A 14,876-nucleotide genomic window follows, 5' to 3' on the forward strand; every position below is an offset into this window, starting at 1 on the left:
GGGGGTGCGGGGCTGGCAGGTCATGTGGAGGGTGCTGGGGCGTACGGTCGCGCGGGCCACGGGGCGGACGCGCTGTCCGGGGGTGAGCTGGAGCCGCCAGCTGCGGATGAGTGTGGCGAGCGCCGTGGTGATCTCGGCCTGGGCGAAGCGGTCACCGATGCACTTGTGCTTGCCCGCGCCGAAGGGCAGGAACGCCCCCTCGGCGAGGCGGTCCTGGCTCTTGTCCAGCCAGCGGTCGGGGTCGAAGCGCAGTGGGTCGGGGAACAGTGCGGGATCGCGGTGCAGGGCGTGCTGGCAGTAGGCGAGTTCGGTGTCGGCCGGGATCTCCCACGCGCCCAGGCGGGTGGGGGTGAGGGTGCGGCGGGTGACGAGCCAGCCGGTGTGGTGCAGGCGCAGGGTCTCGGTGATGACCCGGCCGAGGTAGGGCAGATGGCTGAGGTCGTCGAAGGTGACGGGCCGCTCGCCGAGAACGTCGGCGAGTTCGCGCTGGACGTTTTCCTCGATGGCCGGGTGGCGGGCGAGTTCGTACAGCACCCAGGACAGCACGGAGGCGGTGGTCTCCGTGCCGGCCACCGCCAGGGTCAGGATCTCCGAGCAGATCTGATGGGCCGTCAGTGGCTGTCCGGTGGCCTCGTCCTGCGCGTCCAGCAGCATGGACAGCATGTCGCCGCCCTCGCGGGCGGAGGCGCGCAGGTCGGTGACGGCCTCACCGATGGTGGCGCGTACCGCGTCGCGGGCGGCGGTGAAGCGCCGGTTGGCGGGCAGCGGCAGTTTCTCCGCCCAGTCCGGCAGCATGATGCGGGTCCCGACGCCGTTCATGACCACCGACAGGTCACGGCGCAGCCGGCCAAAGGCGGCCGCATCGATGCTGGAGGAGAAGACGGTCGCGGCGAGCATGTCGAGGGAGAGCTTGACCATCATCTCCCGTACGTCGATCACCTGGCCCGGTCTGAGGTGGGCCATGGCGGCGGTGACCTCCTCGCGCATGAGGTCGACGTACCGAGTGATCTCGGTGTGGCGGAAGGCGGGCTGCAGCTGGCGGCGCTTGCGGACGTGGTCCGTTCCCGCGGCGGTCACCACGCTGTCGCCCAGCAGCTGGCCCATCTTCTCGAAGAAGCGGCCCTTGTCGAGGGTTGGGGCGGCATCGACGAGCAGGGTGCGGATCAGTGCGGGATCGTTGACGACCAGGGTCGGCTGTGTGGGCTGCAGGCGGATTTCGACCAGTGGGCCGTAGCTGCGGAGGGAGGCGATGAAGGCGAGGTTGTCGCGCATCAGCGGTATCGCATGGCCGAGCAGCGGGAGCGAACCCGCCGCCTTGGGGATGGGGGGAGGGGGTGCGAGGGTCACGGTCGGTCCCTTCAGAGGACAACACCGTGATCACTGCCCAGCGGCGGCCCGTGGACAATCCCGCATCAGGCGTGGTAAGGGCCACGTGCGGGTCGTACGGAGATCTGCCGACGGGCGACGAGCGACGGGCCCGTACGCGTACGGCCTGCCGATCCACCGCTCGGACCACAGAGGACGCACCGCCGCAGTCGACGTGCGGCACTGGCCCAGATCGGTCCCCTCGTCCTACAGCAGTGACCAGCGGGGTCGTGTGCCGCACTTGGCCCGTGCGGCACACGACCCTGCTGTGAGTGCTCCCGGGCCGCAGCCCATCCACTACGACGGAGTCACCCCGGCTTCGTCGCCAGCGGTGGCGGACGCGGTCGTCGCCGGTGGTGCGGATCCTTCCACGCCCGTTCACGCGTCCCGCCCAAGTGTCCTGTCCACGTGACCCGTCGAGGTCGCCCGTCCAGGTGGCCCGTCCACGTGTGACGTGGTGGCTACGCCGTGATCACGGGGGACTGTGCCGTGAAGGCGTCCCCGTGCTCCGCGGCCCACTGTTCGAAGGTGCGGGCCGGGCGGCCGGTGACCTGCTCGACGGTGTCGGCGACGGTACGGCCCACCTCCGGGGTGTTCCCGTACGCCTCGAGCAGGAAGCCGATCACGTCCTGCGGGTGGCCCGCCGCCCGCCACTGCGCGACGGCCTGTTCCTCGGTCAGCTCGACCAAGGTGATCTCCCGGCCGCGGGCGGCGGCGATCGTCGCCACCTTGTCGCCGACGCTCAGCAGCTCGGGGCCGGTGATCACGTACTCCTGGCCCCCGTGGCCCTCCTCGGTGAGCGCGACCGCGGCGACGGCGCCGATGTCGCCCTCGTGGACCATGGCGCTCAGCCGGGAGACGAACGGCTCGCGGACTTCACCCGAGGCCACGATCCCCTCCGCCCACTCCAGGGCGTTGGCCATGAACTCCACCGGCATGAGGACGGTCCAGTCCACACCGGCCTCGGCCCGCACGGCGTCCTCCAGCAGGGACGGCCCGCCGCCGTGCAGCACGGTGACCCGGCGTACGCCGGCCGAGCGAGCCAGCTCAAGGATCCGCGGGCCGGTCTCCAGCGGGGCGAAGTAGGCGCCGCCGAACGTGATCAGATGGAGGCCGGTGACACCCTCCAAGGCCGGGATCAGGCTGTCGGGTTCGGTCAGGTCGCCCTGGACGACCTCGACACCGACGGGGAGTGCGGCCCTGGTCGCATCCCGCGTGAGGGCGCGGACCGCGTGGCCTCGGGCGAGCAGTTCGGCGACGACCTGACGGCCGACGGTTCCGGTGGCGCCGGTGACAAGAATCTTCTGCGTCTGTGTCATGGCACGACTGTAGGAAGCCTTGCGGTCAGCTTCTGTCCGCAAGCCTCGGGCCAGAAGCGTAGAGAATTGGGTTCTCAGAGAGTTCTGAGAGAGCACGGCCTGTCTTCAAGGGCCGCAACGGGTTCAACTGTGGCGATGCGGCCGAATGGTGCGTCATGAACGGCGACAGCACGGTACGAAGCGTCCGTGAGGCGTGGCGGGATCTCCTCGAGGAGTTCCGCCCACCGCATTCCGACTCCGACCCGTACACCCCCGCCATGTGGGCCCTGCTGCAGGTCGCGGTCCGCGACCCGTTGCTGAGCACCCTCTATCCAGGGCTGTCGACGACCATGCTGACCCTCTCCCGGTTCGACGACTACCGCCTGCGGGACGGCGAATGCTTCCCTGTCATCGGCGCCGCAGCAGGGGAGTTCGGCGTGAGCGCCTACCCCGTCAGTGAGGACAACCTTCTCCTCGTCACCAGCGATCCCGCACAGGCGGTCACCCTGGCCGCCCGCCTCATCCGCGACCGACTCCACGCCATCGCAGCCTCCGACGGCCGCGCTCCGTGGTCCGGCTGAACCGGACCTGTACCGCAGAGGTGCACCGACAGGGCAGGGATGCCTGGAGGGTACGCACAGCGCCGGTCACCGTGCTGCGTTTATGGCGCCCCTGTCGGTTCGTACCAACGAGCCGTGCGCGGACACTGTGTCAGTGGTTGCCCTGCTCCCGGGGGAGTAGCAGCCGACTCCCGGCGGAGGATGCGGAAGGAGTCGGCCCTGCCTACCGTCACGGACGTGACCGAGGTGCGCGGGCCCGTCACGCGACCGACACACCTGGTCTGCCGTCGCTCGGCTTCCGGACCTTGTGCGCCTGGTCCGGCCACCGGCTGCCCCTCGGTGCCGAAGTCCGTCCTGTGGAGGGAACACCATGGCCCAGAAACACCTGCGACTGGTGAGGCGGCTCGCCTCGGCGCTCGCGGCGGTCCTCCTGCTGTCCGGTGTGTCCGCTGTCCATGCTGTCGGCAGTGCCCCGCAGCACGGCGCCCGTGTCGTTGCCGAGGAGCGGGCGGGACCCCGTCTGGTCGACCTCACGATCGACTCGCCCGCGCTGGGCCGGACGGCGAAGGTGCGGCTGCTGACTCCCGACGGCTGGGAGAAACGACGGCCCGGGGAGCGCTGGCCGACGATCTACCTGCTGGTCGGCGGCGACGGCAACTACCGGGCCTGGACGGAGGATTACGACTCCGGCATTCAGCGGCGTCCTGAACTGCGCGACGTCCTCGTCGTGATGCCCGAGATGCCACTGTTCGGCTTCTACAGCGACTGGTTCAACGGCGGCCGGGGCGGGCCGCCGGCAGTGGAGAGCTTCCATCTGAGGGAGATGCTTCCACTGCTGGAGCGGGATTACGGTGCGGGGTTCCGGCGCGTGGCCGCGGGCGAGTCCCAGGGCGGCTTCGGAGCCTTGTCGTACGCGGCGCGCCATCCCGGACTGTTCCGGGCGGTCGCCAGCTACAGCGGCTTCGTCCACCCGTTGCAGCACCCGCACGCTGTCCGGGCCGCGATGACCTATCTGGGCCTCGACTGGAAGGCATTGTGGGGCGATCCGGTCACCCAGCGTGCCAACTGGCAGGCGCACGACCCGTATTACCTGGCCGAGCAGCTGCACCGCATCCCCGTCCATCTCTCCAGCGGCGACGGCAGGGCAGGCGTCCTCGATCCGCCCGGGGTGGAACCCGACCCCGACGTGCCCGGCTTGGAGGACCCGGCCGACCCGTTCCCCACCGACGCCATCTCCCCGACCGAGACGCTGATGGAACGCGAGTCGCGTGCGCTCAGCCGGCGCCTGCAGTCGGTCGGCGCTCATGTGACCACGCACTTCTACGCGGGCACGCACTCCCCGCCCTACTGGGCACGAGAGTGGAACCGCTCCCTGCCCATGCTGCTCCGCGCCCTGCACGGTGCTGGGCCGGGAAGCCGGCCGACCCAGGCCGTCGAGCGGGCCGGGGCATGGGCCGGGGCCGGTGTCCTTGGCCATGCCCTGCCGCCGCTCCCGGGGGTTCCAGCCGCGCGTCGGGGGCCTTCAGGGATCGGGGAGGGCGGCTGAGCTGCCGCAATGATGGGCGAGTTGGTGGTCGCCGACCCGATTCGGACCCGATTCGGAGAGGCGGGCCCGGCGGCGTGGTCGGACCGGTGTCAGACGTTCACGCCGAAGTCGGAGGCGATGCCCGCGAGACCGGAGGCGTACCCCTGGCCGACCGCGCGGAACTTCCACTCCGCGCCGTTGCGGTACAGCTCGCCGAAGACCATGGCCGTCTCGGTGGAGGCGTCCTCGGACAGGTCGTAGCGGGCGATCTCGGCGCCGCCCGCCTGGTTGACGACGCGGATGAACGCGTTGCGGACCTGGCCGAAGCTCTGGCCGCGGTTCGCGGCGTCGTGGATGGAGACCGGGAAGGTGATCCGGTCGATCTCGGCAGGCACGGCGGCGAGGTTCACCTTGACGGCCTCGTCGTCGCCCTCGCCCTCGCCGGTGAGGTTGTCGCCGGTGTGCTCGACGGAACCGTCCGGGCTTTTCAGGTTGTTGTAGAAGACGAAGTGCTGGTCGGAGAGCACCTTGCCGGAGGCGTCGAGCAACAGGGCGGAGGCGTCGAGGTCGAAGTCGGTGCCGGTGGTACTGCGCACGTCCCAGCCCAGGCCGACCAGTACGGCGGTCAGGCCCGGTGCCTCCTTGCTGAGCGAGACGTTACCGCCCTTGGCCAGGGAAACTCCCACGGTGTACTCCTTCTTCGCATGTGTTTCCGCATGTGTGGCGGGGTCCGCGGCGCGGACCCCGCCCTGAAATCTACGTCACTGTAGATTCGATTGGACCGTAATGGTGGTTCAAATGGCGGTTCAGTCGCGGGCAGTTGGCAAACAGGATGCGGTAGCCGATGCACCGTCAGGTCGAGGAGTTCCGCCGACAGCCGGCTGCCCATGCGTACCGGAGTCGCGCAGTGTCGGCGTCGCTACGATGGATCACTTGTGAAGTGCGCTGCACCGGGAGGGAGACGGGGCGTGACGGATCACCGGCAGCGTCCGCGGCGGCGGGGGCAGGGTGAGCTGGAAGGGCTGGTCCTGTCGGCCCTGCGTGAGGCGGAGGGGCCGGCGACGGCCGGCTGGGTGCAGGAGCGCCTGGGCGGGGACCTCGCCTATACGACGGTGATCACGATCCTGACCCGGCTGCTGGCCAAGGGCGCGGTCACGCGCGAGCGTACGGGCCGGTCCTTCGCCTGGACGCCTGCCTCCGACCAGGCGGGCCTCGCGGCGAGAAAGATGCGCAAGGTTCTGGAGGCCGAGAACGACCGGGAGGCGGTGCTGGCCAGCTTCGTCACCGGACTCGACCCCGATGACGAACGGCTGCTGCGCGAAGTACTGGGCCAGCCCAGGAGCGAAGGGGAAGACTGAAGCCTCAGGGGGTGTTTGTCTTTCTGCCGCTGGTCCTGCGTTGACGGCGTGGCCGATCGCGCGCCTTGCCGAGCAGCATCTGCACCCGCGCACCGCTGCCCGGCTGCTGACCGGGGTGGCCGCGGTGATGGAGGTCCGCAGCACGGTCTGACGGCCGGTCGGATCGCGAGGTGCGGGAGGCGGTCCCGTACGACGAGGCCGCCGGCCGGCGGACCATCCCCGCGCTGCTCGTGGTGGCAGTGGCCTGCGGCCGCACGCTGCCCGCAGCGTTCATGGCGGTGGGTCTCGCGGCATGGGCGGCAGCCGCGGGAACGGCGGTGTCCGCGATGGCGTCGGCGAACTCCGCCGTGACGATGGTGCTCATCCACCCGGTCAGCAGGCCCAACAGGGCGACCCGCGGCCTTCCCGCACAGCCGACGGCCACAGGATGTGGAACACCTCGATCGCACCGCGGAGTTCGACACTGCCGGAGTCCGCCACGGCGGCCGTACCCCCGTCGATGCGGCGGTCCTCGAAGGTCACCTTGCTGCGACAGCCGTCGCCTCGCCCGGTAACCCGTCGGGATCCTGGTCGCGACGGGCGTAGCGGACAGGGTCTCAACCGGGAGCCCGTGGCGCTCCACCAGGCAGAACACGGCTTCGGTCCCGTTCGTCAAGGCCGCGGCACCGGTGCCTCCGCCTCGTGATGTGCCGCGCCGAACGGGAGGGATCGACTCCCGCGGGAGGGCCGAGAGCGCAATGCCGACCAGGCCATGCGGCGGTCCGGTTGCCCAGCGCTTGGGCTCCCAGGCTATGGCCCGTCAAGTCAGCATAGGCCTCCGAGAGTTGGCGGTCGGATACTCCCCTCGTCGTACGCGCTCCATGAGTGCGGCCCATATCGTGAGTTTGTGACCCCCACCGTGTTCTGGACGCGCCGCATCCCATGGCCTCTGCCGCCGCCGCTCGCGGACCTCGCGATCGCTGCGGTGGTGGCGTTGTTCACGGGCTCGGACGCGGCGGTCAACGACCCGGGACACCGGCAGGCGGACTGGGTGACCTGGCTGCTGTTCGCGGTCTCGGTCGGTGCGCTGCTGGTGCGCAGCCGGTGGCCGGTGGCCGTCGCGCTGGTGACCGGGGCGGCGTGTGCGGGGTGGGCGCTGTACGGGCACATCGGGGAGTTGTTGAATCTGCCAGTGATGGTCGCTTTGTACGCGGTGGCGGTGCAGGGAAACCGGCGCCGCACGGTCCGTACCGCGGTTGTCGCCGCGCTTGCCTCCGGGGTGGTCTCACTCATCGCGGGCATCGAGGTGGCACAGCCCCAGGGCGCCCCCATGCTGGAGATGCTGTGGCCGCTCGTACCTCTTCTGCTGGGTGAAGTGGTGCGCGGGCGGCGGGAGTTGCTGGGGGAGTACGCGAACCGGGCCGTTCGTGCCGAGGCCGAGCGGGAGCGTGAGGCGCGGCGCAAGGTCGAGCAGGAGCGGGTGCGGATCGCGCGCGAGCTGCACGACGTGGTCGCGCACACCGTGTCGGCGATGACCGTGCAGGCCGGGCTGGCCTTGGACGCGTTCGATACGAGACCGGAACTGGCCCGGGAGGCGATGCGGCAGGTGCGTACGTCCGGCAAGGAGGCCGTACGGGAGCTGCGGTCCACGGTCGGGGTGCTCCGCGAAGACGGTGCGGCGCGGACGGATCCGGCACCACGGCTCGCGCAGCTCGGCGAGCTGGCCGAGCGGGTGCGTGGCGCCGGGGTGCGGGTGTCCTTGCGTACCGACACCGGTGGCCGTGAGCTGCCGCAGCTGGTGGAGTTGGCGGCGTACCGCATCGTCCAGGAGGCGCTGACCAACGTGATCAAGCATGCCGAAGCCCGGCACGCGGCAGTCTGGGTCGCCCTCAACGGCGACCGGCTGGTGGTCGAGGTCACCGACGACGGGTCGGCGATGTCCCAGACCGGCAGCGGTGGCTACGGACTGGTCGGCATGCGCGAACGTGCCGTCTCCGTGGACGGCACCCTGCGGGCCGGGCCGTCGCCCGGCGGAGGCTGGCAGGTGCACGCGACGCTGCCCGTCGGTGGGAGCGCGGCATGATCCGCGTGCTGCTCGCCGACGACCAGACCGTCGTCCGCGCGGGATTCCGGGCGCTGCTCGATCTCACCGACGGCCTGGTCGTGGTCGCCGAGGCCGCTGACGGCCTCGAGGCCGTGGAGCTGACGCGCATCACCGGTCCCGATGTCGTGCTGATGGACATCCGCATGCCCCGGGCCGACGGACTGGAGGCCACCCGCCTTATCGCCTCCGATCCCGCCCTGGACGCCGTACGCGTCCTCGTCCTGACCACCTTCGAGGCCGACGAGTACGTCTTCGAAGCTCTGCGCGTGGGGGCCGCGGGTTTCCTGCTCAAGGACATCGAGCCGGACGACCTGCGCACCGCGATCCGCACCGTCGCCGCCGGGCAGAGCCTGCTCGCGCCCGCGGTGACCCGCCGCGTCATCGAGGAGTTCTCCCGGCTCAAGGCCCCGGAGACCGAAGCCCGTCAGGTGCTGAAGCCACTGACCGAGCGGGAGCGCGAGGTTCTTGCCTTGGTCGGCCGGGGCCTGTCGAACGACGAGATCGGAACGCGGCTGATCATGTCACCGCTCACCGCGAAGACACACGTCAGCCGGGCGATGACCAAGCTCGGGGCCCGGGACCGGGCCCAGCTGGTGGTGCTGGCGTACGAGACGGGGCTGGTGCGGGCGGGCGAGGGCTGAGCGCCATCACGGCATACTCCACGCTTGGCGTACTCGGCGTACCCCGGCGGAAGTAGCGGCCGACTCCCGGCGGCAGATGTCCGGGTGGCCGGCCCTCCGCAGCGTCGACGGCATGACCGAAGCACGGGATCTCACCAAGAGGTACGGCGACAGGACCGCCGTCCGCGGATGCGGAACGTCTGGCCCCAGCTGGAGGAGGCGTACGGCGGGGATCTGAACGCGCTGTGCGGCGACCCGGTGGCCCGGCGGAGCATCTGGCAGACCCACGACCCGCAGCACCTCGCCGAGGGCCAGCGCCACATCAGGGCGCCAAGGTCTTCCTCTCCAGTGGGGATGGCACCCCGGCCCGCTGGACCCGCCGGTCAGCGCCTTCGATCCCGCGGAGAGCCACCTGCGCGCCATGACCCGCTCGCCGGCCACCCGCCTCGCCCGAAGCGGGGTGCCCCACCATGCGACACCCCGCAAGGACCACGAAGGGTTCACACCCGTTCCTGCTCGCGAGCCGCGGCCGGCTGGTCCGGCATCCGTGCCTGCCCGGCCCCGGACAGTGCGCTCGGCCACCAGAACAGGCGGCCCAGGTCGAGGGCGAGGGCGGGCACCAGGACCGTACGGACCAAGAAGGTGTCGAGCAGTACTCCGACACCGACGATCACGCCCATCTGGGCCATCGTCACCATGGGCAGGCCCGCGAAGACGGCGAAGGTCGCGGCCAGCACGATGCCCGCGGAGGTGATGACGCCGCCGGTGCCGGCGAGGCCTTCCAGGACGCCGCGGGTGTGGCCGAGGCGGCCGGTCTCCTCCTTGACGCGGTGCATGAGGAAGATGTTGTAGTCGATGCCGAGGGCGACCAGGAAGACGAAGCCCATGAGAGGGATCGACCAGTCCACGCCCGCGAAACCGAGGACGTGCTCGAAGAGCAGGTTCGAGGCGCCGAGTGCCGCGAAGTACGACAACACCACGGTGGCCAGGAGGAGGAGCGGGGCGACCAGGGCCCTCAGCAGCCAGATCAGCACGCCGAGCACGACGAGCAGCACGATCGGGATGACCGTCCGCAGGTCGCGGTCGGCGGCCCGCTGGGTGTCCAGGGTCTGCGCGGTGGTGCCGCCGACCAGGGCGTCGGCACCCTCGACCACGTCCACGGCGTCCCGCAGGGTGTCGACGGTGTCCTTGGCGGCCCGGCTGTCCGGTGCGTCCTTCAACACCACGGAGAGAGAGGTCAGCCGACCGTCGGGCGTCCGGTCACCGTTCTCCACACGGGCCACGCCGGCGGTCTTCTCGGCGGCGGCCTCGACCTCGTCGGCCTTGTCCGTCGCCGTGATGATCTTCGCCGGGTCGGAGGCCCCGGACGGGAAGTGCGCGGAGATCTTCTCCTGGGCGACCACCGACTCGGGCTTGTCCTGGAACATCTCGGCCTGGGTGAGACCCATGTTGATCCCGATGGCGCTGAGGGCGAGTACACCGGTCACGGCGACCGACATCATCCAGGACCAGCGCGGGCGGCGGGCCACGGCCGCACCGATCCGCGACCAGACGGTGTGGGTCTTGCGCGCCGGAGTGCCGAAGCGCGGTACGAAGGGCCAGAACACCCAGCGCCCGGCAATGACGAGGAGCGCGGGCAGCACCGTGATCATTGCGAGGAAGCCGCAGACGACACCGACGGCCCCCACAAGTCCGAGCGAGCGCGAGGAGTTGATGTCGGCGAAGGCAAGACAGGCCAGGCCGACCGCGATCGTGCCGGCCGAGGCGAGGATCGCCGGGCCCGAGCGGCGCAGGGCGGTCTTCATCGCCGCGTGCCGGTCCTCCCGGCGGTGCAGCTCCTCGCGATAGCGGGCGATGAGCAGCAGGGCGTAGTCCGTGCCGACACCGAAGACGAGGACCATCAGGACGCCCGCGCTCTGCGGGTCCACGGGCAGACCGGCGTGCTTGGCGAGGAGATACGTACAGACCTGCGTGAGCACGGCCGCGAAGCCGACCGAGATCAGCGGGAACAGCCACAGGACGGGGGAGCGGTACGTGAGGAGCAGCAGGACGGCGACGATGATCCCGGTGGCGATCATCAGTGTGGAATCCAGGTCGTCGAAGACCGCGACCTGGTCGGTGAGGGACGCGGCCGGACCGCCCACCTCGATGTCGACACCGGGCGGCGCGTTGGCACCCGCGATGTCGCGCAACTCGTCGACCTTGTCCGTGATGCCGTCATCGTCGGCCAGCGGCACCACGGTCATCAACGCCTTGCCGTCCGCGGACGGGACCGGCCGCGACACCTCCTCGCCCTCGGCGGCGAACTTCGTGAACCCGGCGCGCTCGGTGTCGGCCTGCTGCCGCACGCTCGCGGTGTCCGCGCCGGTGTAGACGACGACGGCCGGCATCAGCTCGTCCGTACGGAACTTCTCCAGCTCCGTGTTGACCTGCGCGGACTCGGCGCCGCGCGGCAGAAAGGCGTTCGGCCCGGTTTCTTCGACCTCGCCGAGCTTTCCGGCCAGTGGGCCGAGTGCGACGGCGACGATCAGCCATGCGGCGAGGACGAGCCATTTGGCCCGGCGTCCGCCCGGGGCGATGGAGAGCCGCTTGAACCAAGCGGGCATGGGTGGTCTCCTTCAGGTGGAAGTGAGTTCTCTGCGATGGGCTCGCGGGAGCGTGCTTCTGTTCCGTACGGCCGGGAGTTGCCGCTCCCGGCCGTACGCGTTTCATGGGGCTCGATCTCGTTACTCGATCTCGCGCATCATCTTCTCCATCGACGCGAGGGAGATCCTGGCCTGCGTCAACTCCTCGATGGAGCGGCGCTGTTGCTCGACGTTGTCCTCGAGCAGCTGCTGGTACTTGAGCGCCATCAGCTTGTACTGCTCCTCGCGGGCGGCCAGCATCCGCGCGCGCCAGGTCGCGGCGATCTGCCACACGACCACGATGAGGAAGAGGAAGACACCTCCGGCGCCGACCACTCCTGCCCAGTCCCCGCCGTTCATGACGCGGTCTCCTTCACTGTCGTCTTGTCTTCCTCGGTGAGCGTTCGTGCCGCCTGAGCGACTACTTCGGGGTTCAGCAGATACGAGAACGACGCGAGCTCGAAGTACTTCATCGCCTTGCCGCTCTCGGACAGTTCGAGCGACCCGGACACGATCCCGGCGGCCTCCAGCCGCTGCAGATGCATATGCAGCAGCGGACGCCCCATGCCGATCTCCCGTGCCAGGGCGCTCACATAGTTACGGCCTTCGCTCAGCGCCGCGACGATCCGCATCCGATGCGGATTGCCGAGCGCCGAAAGCACCTTCAACAGCTCGTCCCCCGAGGGGGCGGAAGCCTCGCTCATGCCCTTCACGGTGACGGTGCAAGCAGAGACCTGTCAAAGAAACCTGACACATGTCGGGGAAGACTGGGGGGTATCTCAGGGTCGAGTCAGGGTCGGAAGAGTAGGACTGCCAGGTGACGTTCTTTGCGACTCCTTTACAGTTGGTGCAGAGGCAGGCAATCTCGCCTCCACATCCACTGTCTTCGTACGAGAACGAAAAGGAGCGACGGACCCGCGATGGGTGAGCCTCCCAGTCCCAGCCGTGTCATTCCCCGCCCGCCACACATGACTGAGCGAGCGGGGGTGGCACGGTGACCGAGATCCTGCTGCTGCTCCTGGCCCTGCTCCTCACGCTCGCGTGCGCGATCTTCGTCGCGGCCGAGTTCTCACTGACCACCGTCGAGCGCGGCGAGCTGGAACGCGCCGCCGAGGCCGGCGAGCGGGGTGCGGACGGTGCGCTGAAGGCGGTGCGCCGGCTCACCGTCCAGCTGTCCGGCGCCCAGCTCGGCATCACCGTCACCTCGCTGGTGATCGGCATGCTCGCCGAGCCGTCGCTGGCCGCGCTGCTGCGCGGCCCGCTCAGGGCCGTCGGCCTGGGTGGCGCCGCCTCGTCCGTCGCCACGGTCCTGGGCGTGGTCGTCTCCACTGTGGTGCTGATGGTGGTCGGAGAGCTGGTGCCGAAGAACTGGGCGATCTCCCGGCCGCTGGCGGTCGCGAAGGTGGTGGCGGGCCCGCAGCGCGGCTTCACGGCCGCGTTCGGCCCGTTCATCCAGCATCTGAACAACACCGCGAACCGGTTCGTACGCCGCTTCGGCCTGGAGCCCACCGAGGAACTGGCCTCCGCCCGGGGCCCCGAGGAACTGGTCGCGCTCGCCCGGCACTCGGCCGCCGAGGGCGCCCTGGAAGCGGACTCCGCCGAACTCTTCGTACGTACCCTGCACCTGAGCGAGCTCACCGCGGAGAACGTGATGACCCCGCGCGTCGACGTCAAGGCGCTCGAAGCGCAGGCGACGGCCGCGGACGCGGCGAACCTCACCCATGCCACCGGCCTGTCCCGCTTCCCGGTCTACCGTGACAGCCTGGACGAGGTGGTCGGCACCGTCCACATCCGCGACGTCCTCGCCCTGCCGCCGGACAAGCGGCAGCTCACTCCGGTCACCGAGCTGGCCACCACGCCGCTGCTGGTGCCCGACAGTCTGCCCGCCGACCGGCTCCTGGAGCGGCTGCGCGCCACCCGCACGATGGCCGTGGTCATCGACGAGTACGGCGGCACGGCCGGGGTGGCGACGATGGAGGACATCGTCGAGGAGGTCGTCGGCGAGGTGCGCGACGAGCACGATCCCGTCGAGGTCCCCGACCTGCTGCCCGCCCCGGCGACGGAGGACGGCCGCGCGGTGTGGGACGCGGACGGCAGCGTGCGCCTCGACCAGCTGGGCCGGATAGGACTGGCCGCGCCGGAGGGGCCGTACGAGACGATGGCCGGCCTGATCGCCACCCGTCTCGCCCGGATCCCGGCCCGGGGCGACACCCTCGCCCTGGACGGCTGGCAGCTGACCGTGCTGGACATCGAGCACCATCGTGCCGACCGAGTGCGCATCACCGAACCCGCGCGCGTCCTGCGGGAGTTGGCGGAGGAAGCCCGATGACCGTCCTGCAACTCGCCATCGGCGCCCTGACCCTGCTGACCAACGCCTTCTTCGTCGGCGCCGAGTTCGCCCTGATCTCCGTACGCCGCAGCCAGATCGAACCCCGCGCCCAACAGGGCAACAAACGGGCCCGAATGACCTTGTGGGGCCTTCAGCACATCTCCGCGATGATGGCCACCGCCCAACTCGGCATCACCGTCTCCTCGCTGGTCCTCGGCGCTGTCGCCGAGCCCGCCATCGCGCACCTGCTGGAGCCCGCCTTCGAGACGGTGCACATCCCGCATGCCCTGGTGCACCCGGTCGCGTTCGTCATCGCCCTGACCCTGGCCACCTACCTGCACATGCTCATCGGCGAGATGGTCCCGAAGAACATCGCCCTCGCCGCCCCGGTCCCGACGGCACTGCTCCTTGGCCCGCCGCTGGTCGCCCTCACTCGGGCGCTGAAGCCGTTCGTGTTCGGCATCAACGCCTTCGCCAACGCCCTGCTGAAGCTGCTGCGGGTGGAGCCCAAGGACGAGGTGGAGTCGGCCTTCACCGACGACCAGCTCGCCCGCATGGTCGTGGATTCCAGCGAGGCCGGACTGCTCACCCCGGGCGACGGCGAGCGGCTGCGCGACGCCTTGGAACTGGGCACCCGCCCGGTCGGCGAGATCCTCGTCCCCGCCCAGAAGATGCGCACGGTCGACCACACCATCACCCCGGCGCGGCTCGAAAGGGTGGCCGCCGAGGCGGGCTTCTCCCGCTTCCCGGTCACCGGCCCGGAGAACACGCTGCTCGGCTACCTGCACATCAAGGACACCCTCGGCATCACCGACCGCGACCGGCCCTTCCCGTCCACCGCCCTGCACCGGGTCACCCGGGTCCGGATCGACACCCCACTGGACGACACCCTCACCGCCCTGCGCGCCGAAGGCAGCCACCTGGCCGCCGTCACCGGCGAGAGGGGCGCCGTGCTCGGCTTCGTCACGATGGAGGACGTCCTGTCCGAGTTGGTCGGCCCGGCTCCGGCCAAGGCGTGACCCGGCCCTGACGGCCCTGTATTCAGCAGGGGCGTGCGTGGTACGGGAGTGACGTGATTAGGGTGCTGGGGATGTTGTGCAACGACGCAGAACCT

13 protein-coding genes and 1 pseudogene are annotated in these 14,876 nt (G+C 70.2%); 8 read left to right on the plus strand and 6 right to left on the minus strand.

What is annotated here, in order from left to right:
* Both G5C60_RS14020 and G5C60_RS14025 read right to left on the minus strand, forming a co-directional pair.
* Nucleotides 1-1,347, minus strand: a 1,347-nt coding sequence (locus tag G5C60_RS14020; protein ID WP_165258729.1) for a cytochrome P450, incomplete at its 3' end; no start/stop codon positions are given.
* 479 nt (nt 1,348-1,826) lie between these two features.
* Nucleotides 1,827-2,684: an NmrA family NAD(P)-binding protein gene (locus G5C60_RS14025; protein ID WP_165258731.1), complete on the minus strand. Its 858-nt coding sequence runs from the start codon at nt 2,682-2,684 to the stop codon at nt 1,827-1,829.
* Nucleotides 2,685-2,839: 155 nt separating this feature from the next.
* Here G5C60_RS14025 and G5C60_RS14030 point away from each other — a divergent pair, with 155 nt between their 5' ends.
* A complete protein-coding gene (locus tag G5C60_RS14030) occupies nt 2,840-3,244 on the plus strand; it encodes a DUF6193 family natural product biosynthesis protein (RefSeq protein ID WP_165258733.1) in 405 nt (134 codons plus the stop codon).
* 349 nt (nt 3,245-3,593) lie between these two features.
* Nucleotides 3,594-4,769, plus strand: a complete 1,176-nt coding sequence (locus G5C60_RS14035; RefSeq protein ID WP_165258735.1) for an alpha/beta hydrolase — start codon at nt 3,594-3,596, stop codon at nt 4,767-4,769.
* Between the two features lie 89 nt (nt 4,770-4,858).
* On the opposite strand, the gene G5C60_RS14040 is transcribed toward G5C60_RS14035, so the two are convergent.
* Nucleotides 4,859-5,434, minus strand: coding sequence for a TerD family protein (locus G5C60_RS14040; protein ID WP_165258737.1), 576 nt, complete (start codon nt 5,432-5,434; stop codon nt 4,859-4,861).
* Nucleotides 5,435-5,716: 282 nt separating this feature from the next.
* Here G5C60_RS14040 and G5C60_RS14045 point away from each other — a divergent pair, with 282 nt between their 5' ends.
* The 4 genes and pseudogenes from G5C60_RS14045 (at nt 5,717) to G5C60_RS14060 (ending at nt 8,830) form a co-directional block, all read left to right on the plus strand.
* Nucleotides 5,717-6,106, plus strand: coding sequence for a BlaI/MecI/CopY family transcriptional regulator (locus G5C60_RS14045; protein WP_165258739.1), 390 nt, complete (start codon nt 5,717-5,719; stop codon nt 6,104-6,106).
* Nucleotides 6,103-6,366, plus strand: a pseudogene (locus tag G5C60_RS51965) (M56 family peptidase); the annotation flags it as partial. The gene G5C60_RS14045 and the pseudogene G5C60_RS51965, both read left to right, overlap by 4 nt.
* Before the next feature lie 626 nt (nt 6,367-6,992).
* Nucleotides 6,993-8,168 carry a sensor histidine kinase gene (locus G5C60_RS14055; protein ID WP_338145816.1) on the plus strand — a complete coding sequence of 392 codons (1,176 nt, stop codon included), beginning with the start codon at nt 6,993-6,995 and terminating at the stop codon, nt 8,166-8,168.
* Nucleotides 8,165-8,830, plus strand: a complete 666-nt coding sequence (locus tag G5C60_RS14060; protein ID WP_165258743.1) for a response regulator transcription factor — start codon at nt 8,165-8,167, stop codon at nt 8,828-8,830. Before G5C60_RS14055 ends, G5C60_RS14060 begins: the two co-directional genes overlap by 4 nt.
* Nucleotides 8,831-9,309: 479 nt before the next feature.
* Here the strand turns inward: G5C60_RS14060 and G5C60_RS14065 are convergent, their stop codons facing one another.
* The 3 genes from G5C60_RS14065 to G5C60_RS14075 form a co-directional block, all read right to left on the minus strand.
* Nucleotides 9,310-11,415, minus strand: a complete 2,106-nt coding sequence (locus G5C60_RS14065; protein ID WP_165258747.1) for an MMPL family transporter — start codon at nt 11,413-11,415, stop codon at nt 9,310-9,312.
* A gap of 120 nt (nt 11,416-11,535) precedes the next feature.
* Entirely contained in the window at nt 11,536-11,793 is a 258-nt protein-coding gene (locus G5C60_RS14070; RefSeq protein ID WP_165258751.1) for a hypothetical protein, read from the minus strand.
* Entirely contained in the window at nt 11,790-12,137 is a 348-nt protein-coding gene (locus tag G5C60_RS14075) for an ArsR/SmtB family transcription factor (protein WP_165258770.1), read from the minus strand. The genes G5C60_RS14070 and G5C60_RS14075 overlap by 4 nt, the downstream gene beginning before the upstream one ends.
* A gap of 290 nt (nt 12,138-12,427) precedes the next feature.
* On the opposite strand from G5C60_RS14075, the gene G5C60_RS14080 reads away from it, so the two are divergent.
* Together G5C60_RS14080 and G5C60_RS14085 are read left to right on the plus strand one after the other, a co-directional pair.
* Nucleotides 12,428-13,762 carry a CNNM domain-containing protein gene (locus G5C60_RS14080; RefSeq protein ID WP_165258772.1) on the plus strand — a complete coding sequence of 445 codons (1,335 nt, stop codon included), beginning with the start codon at nt 12,428-12,430 and terminating at the stop codon, nt 13,760-13,762.
* Entirely contained in the window at nt 13,759-14,781 is a 1,023-nt protein-coding gene (locus tag G5C60_RS14085; protein WP_165258774.1) for a hemolysin family protein, read from the plus strand. Before G5C60_RS14080 ends, G5C60_RS14085 begins: the two co-directional genes overlap by 4 nt.
* The last annotated feature ends 95 nt before the right edge of the window (nt 14,782-14,876 follow it).

Origin of the sequence: Streptomyces scabichelini (assembly GCF_011045015.1) — a bacterium.
GTDB lineage: Bacteria > Actinomycetota > Actinomycetes > Streptomycetales > Streptomycetaceae > Streptomyces > Streptomyces scabichelini.

What these genes read in the sequence shown, in the direction of transcription:
- G5C60_RS14025 (WP_165258731.1), bottom strand. Translation starts at nt 2,684, where the DNA reads ATGACACAGACGCAGAAGATTCTTGTCACCGGCGCCACCGGAACCGTC.
- G5C60_RS14030 (WP_165258733.1), top strand. Translation starts at nt 2,840, where the DNA reads ATGAACGGCGACAGCACGGTACGAAGCGTCCGTGAGGCGTGGCGGGAT.
- G5C60_RS14035 (WP_165258735.1), top strand. Translation starts at nt 3,594, where the DNA reads ATGGCCCAGAAACACCTGCGACTGGTGAGGCGGCTCGCCTCGGCGCTC.
- G5C60_RS14060 (WP_165258743.1), top strand. Translation starts at nt 8,165, where the DNA reads ATGATCCGCGTGCTGCTCGCCGACGACCAGACCGTCGTCCGCGCGGGA.
- G5C60_RS14065 (WP_165258747.1), bottom strand. Translation starts at nt 11,415, where the DNA reads ATGCCCGCTTGGTTCAAGCGGCTCTCCATCGCCCCGGGCGGACGCCGG.
- G5C60_RS14070 (WP_165258751.1), bottom strand. Translation starts at nt 11,793, where the DNA reads ATGAACGGCGGGGACTGGGCAGGAGTGGTCGGCGCCGGAGGTGTCTTC.
- G5C60_RS14075 (WP_165258770.1), bottom strand. Translation starts at nt 12,137, where the DNA reads ATGAGCGAGGCTTCCGCCCCCTCGGGGGACGAGCTGTTGAAGGTGCTT.
- G5C60_RS14085 (WP_165258774.1), top strand. Translation starts at nt 13,759, where the DNA reads ATGACCGTCCTGCAACTCGCCATCGGCGCCCTGACCCTGCTGACCAAC.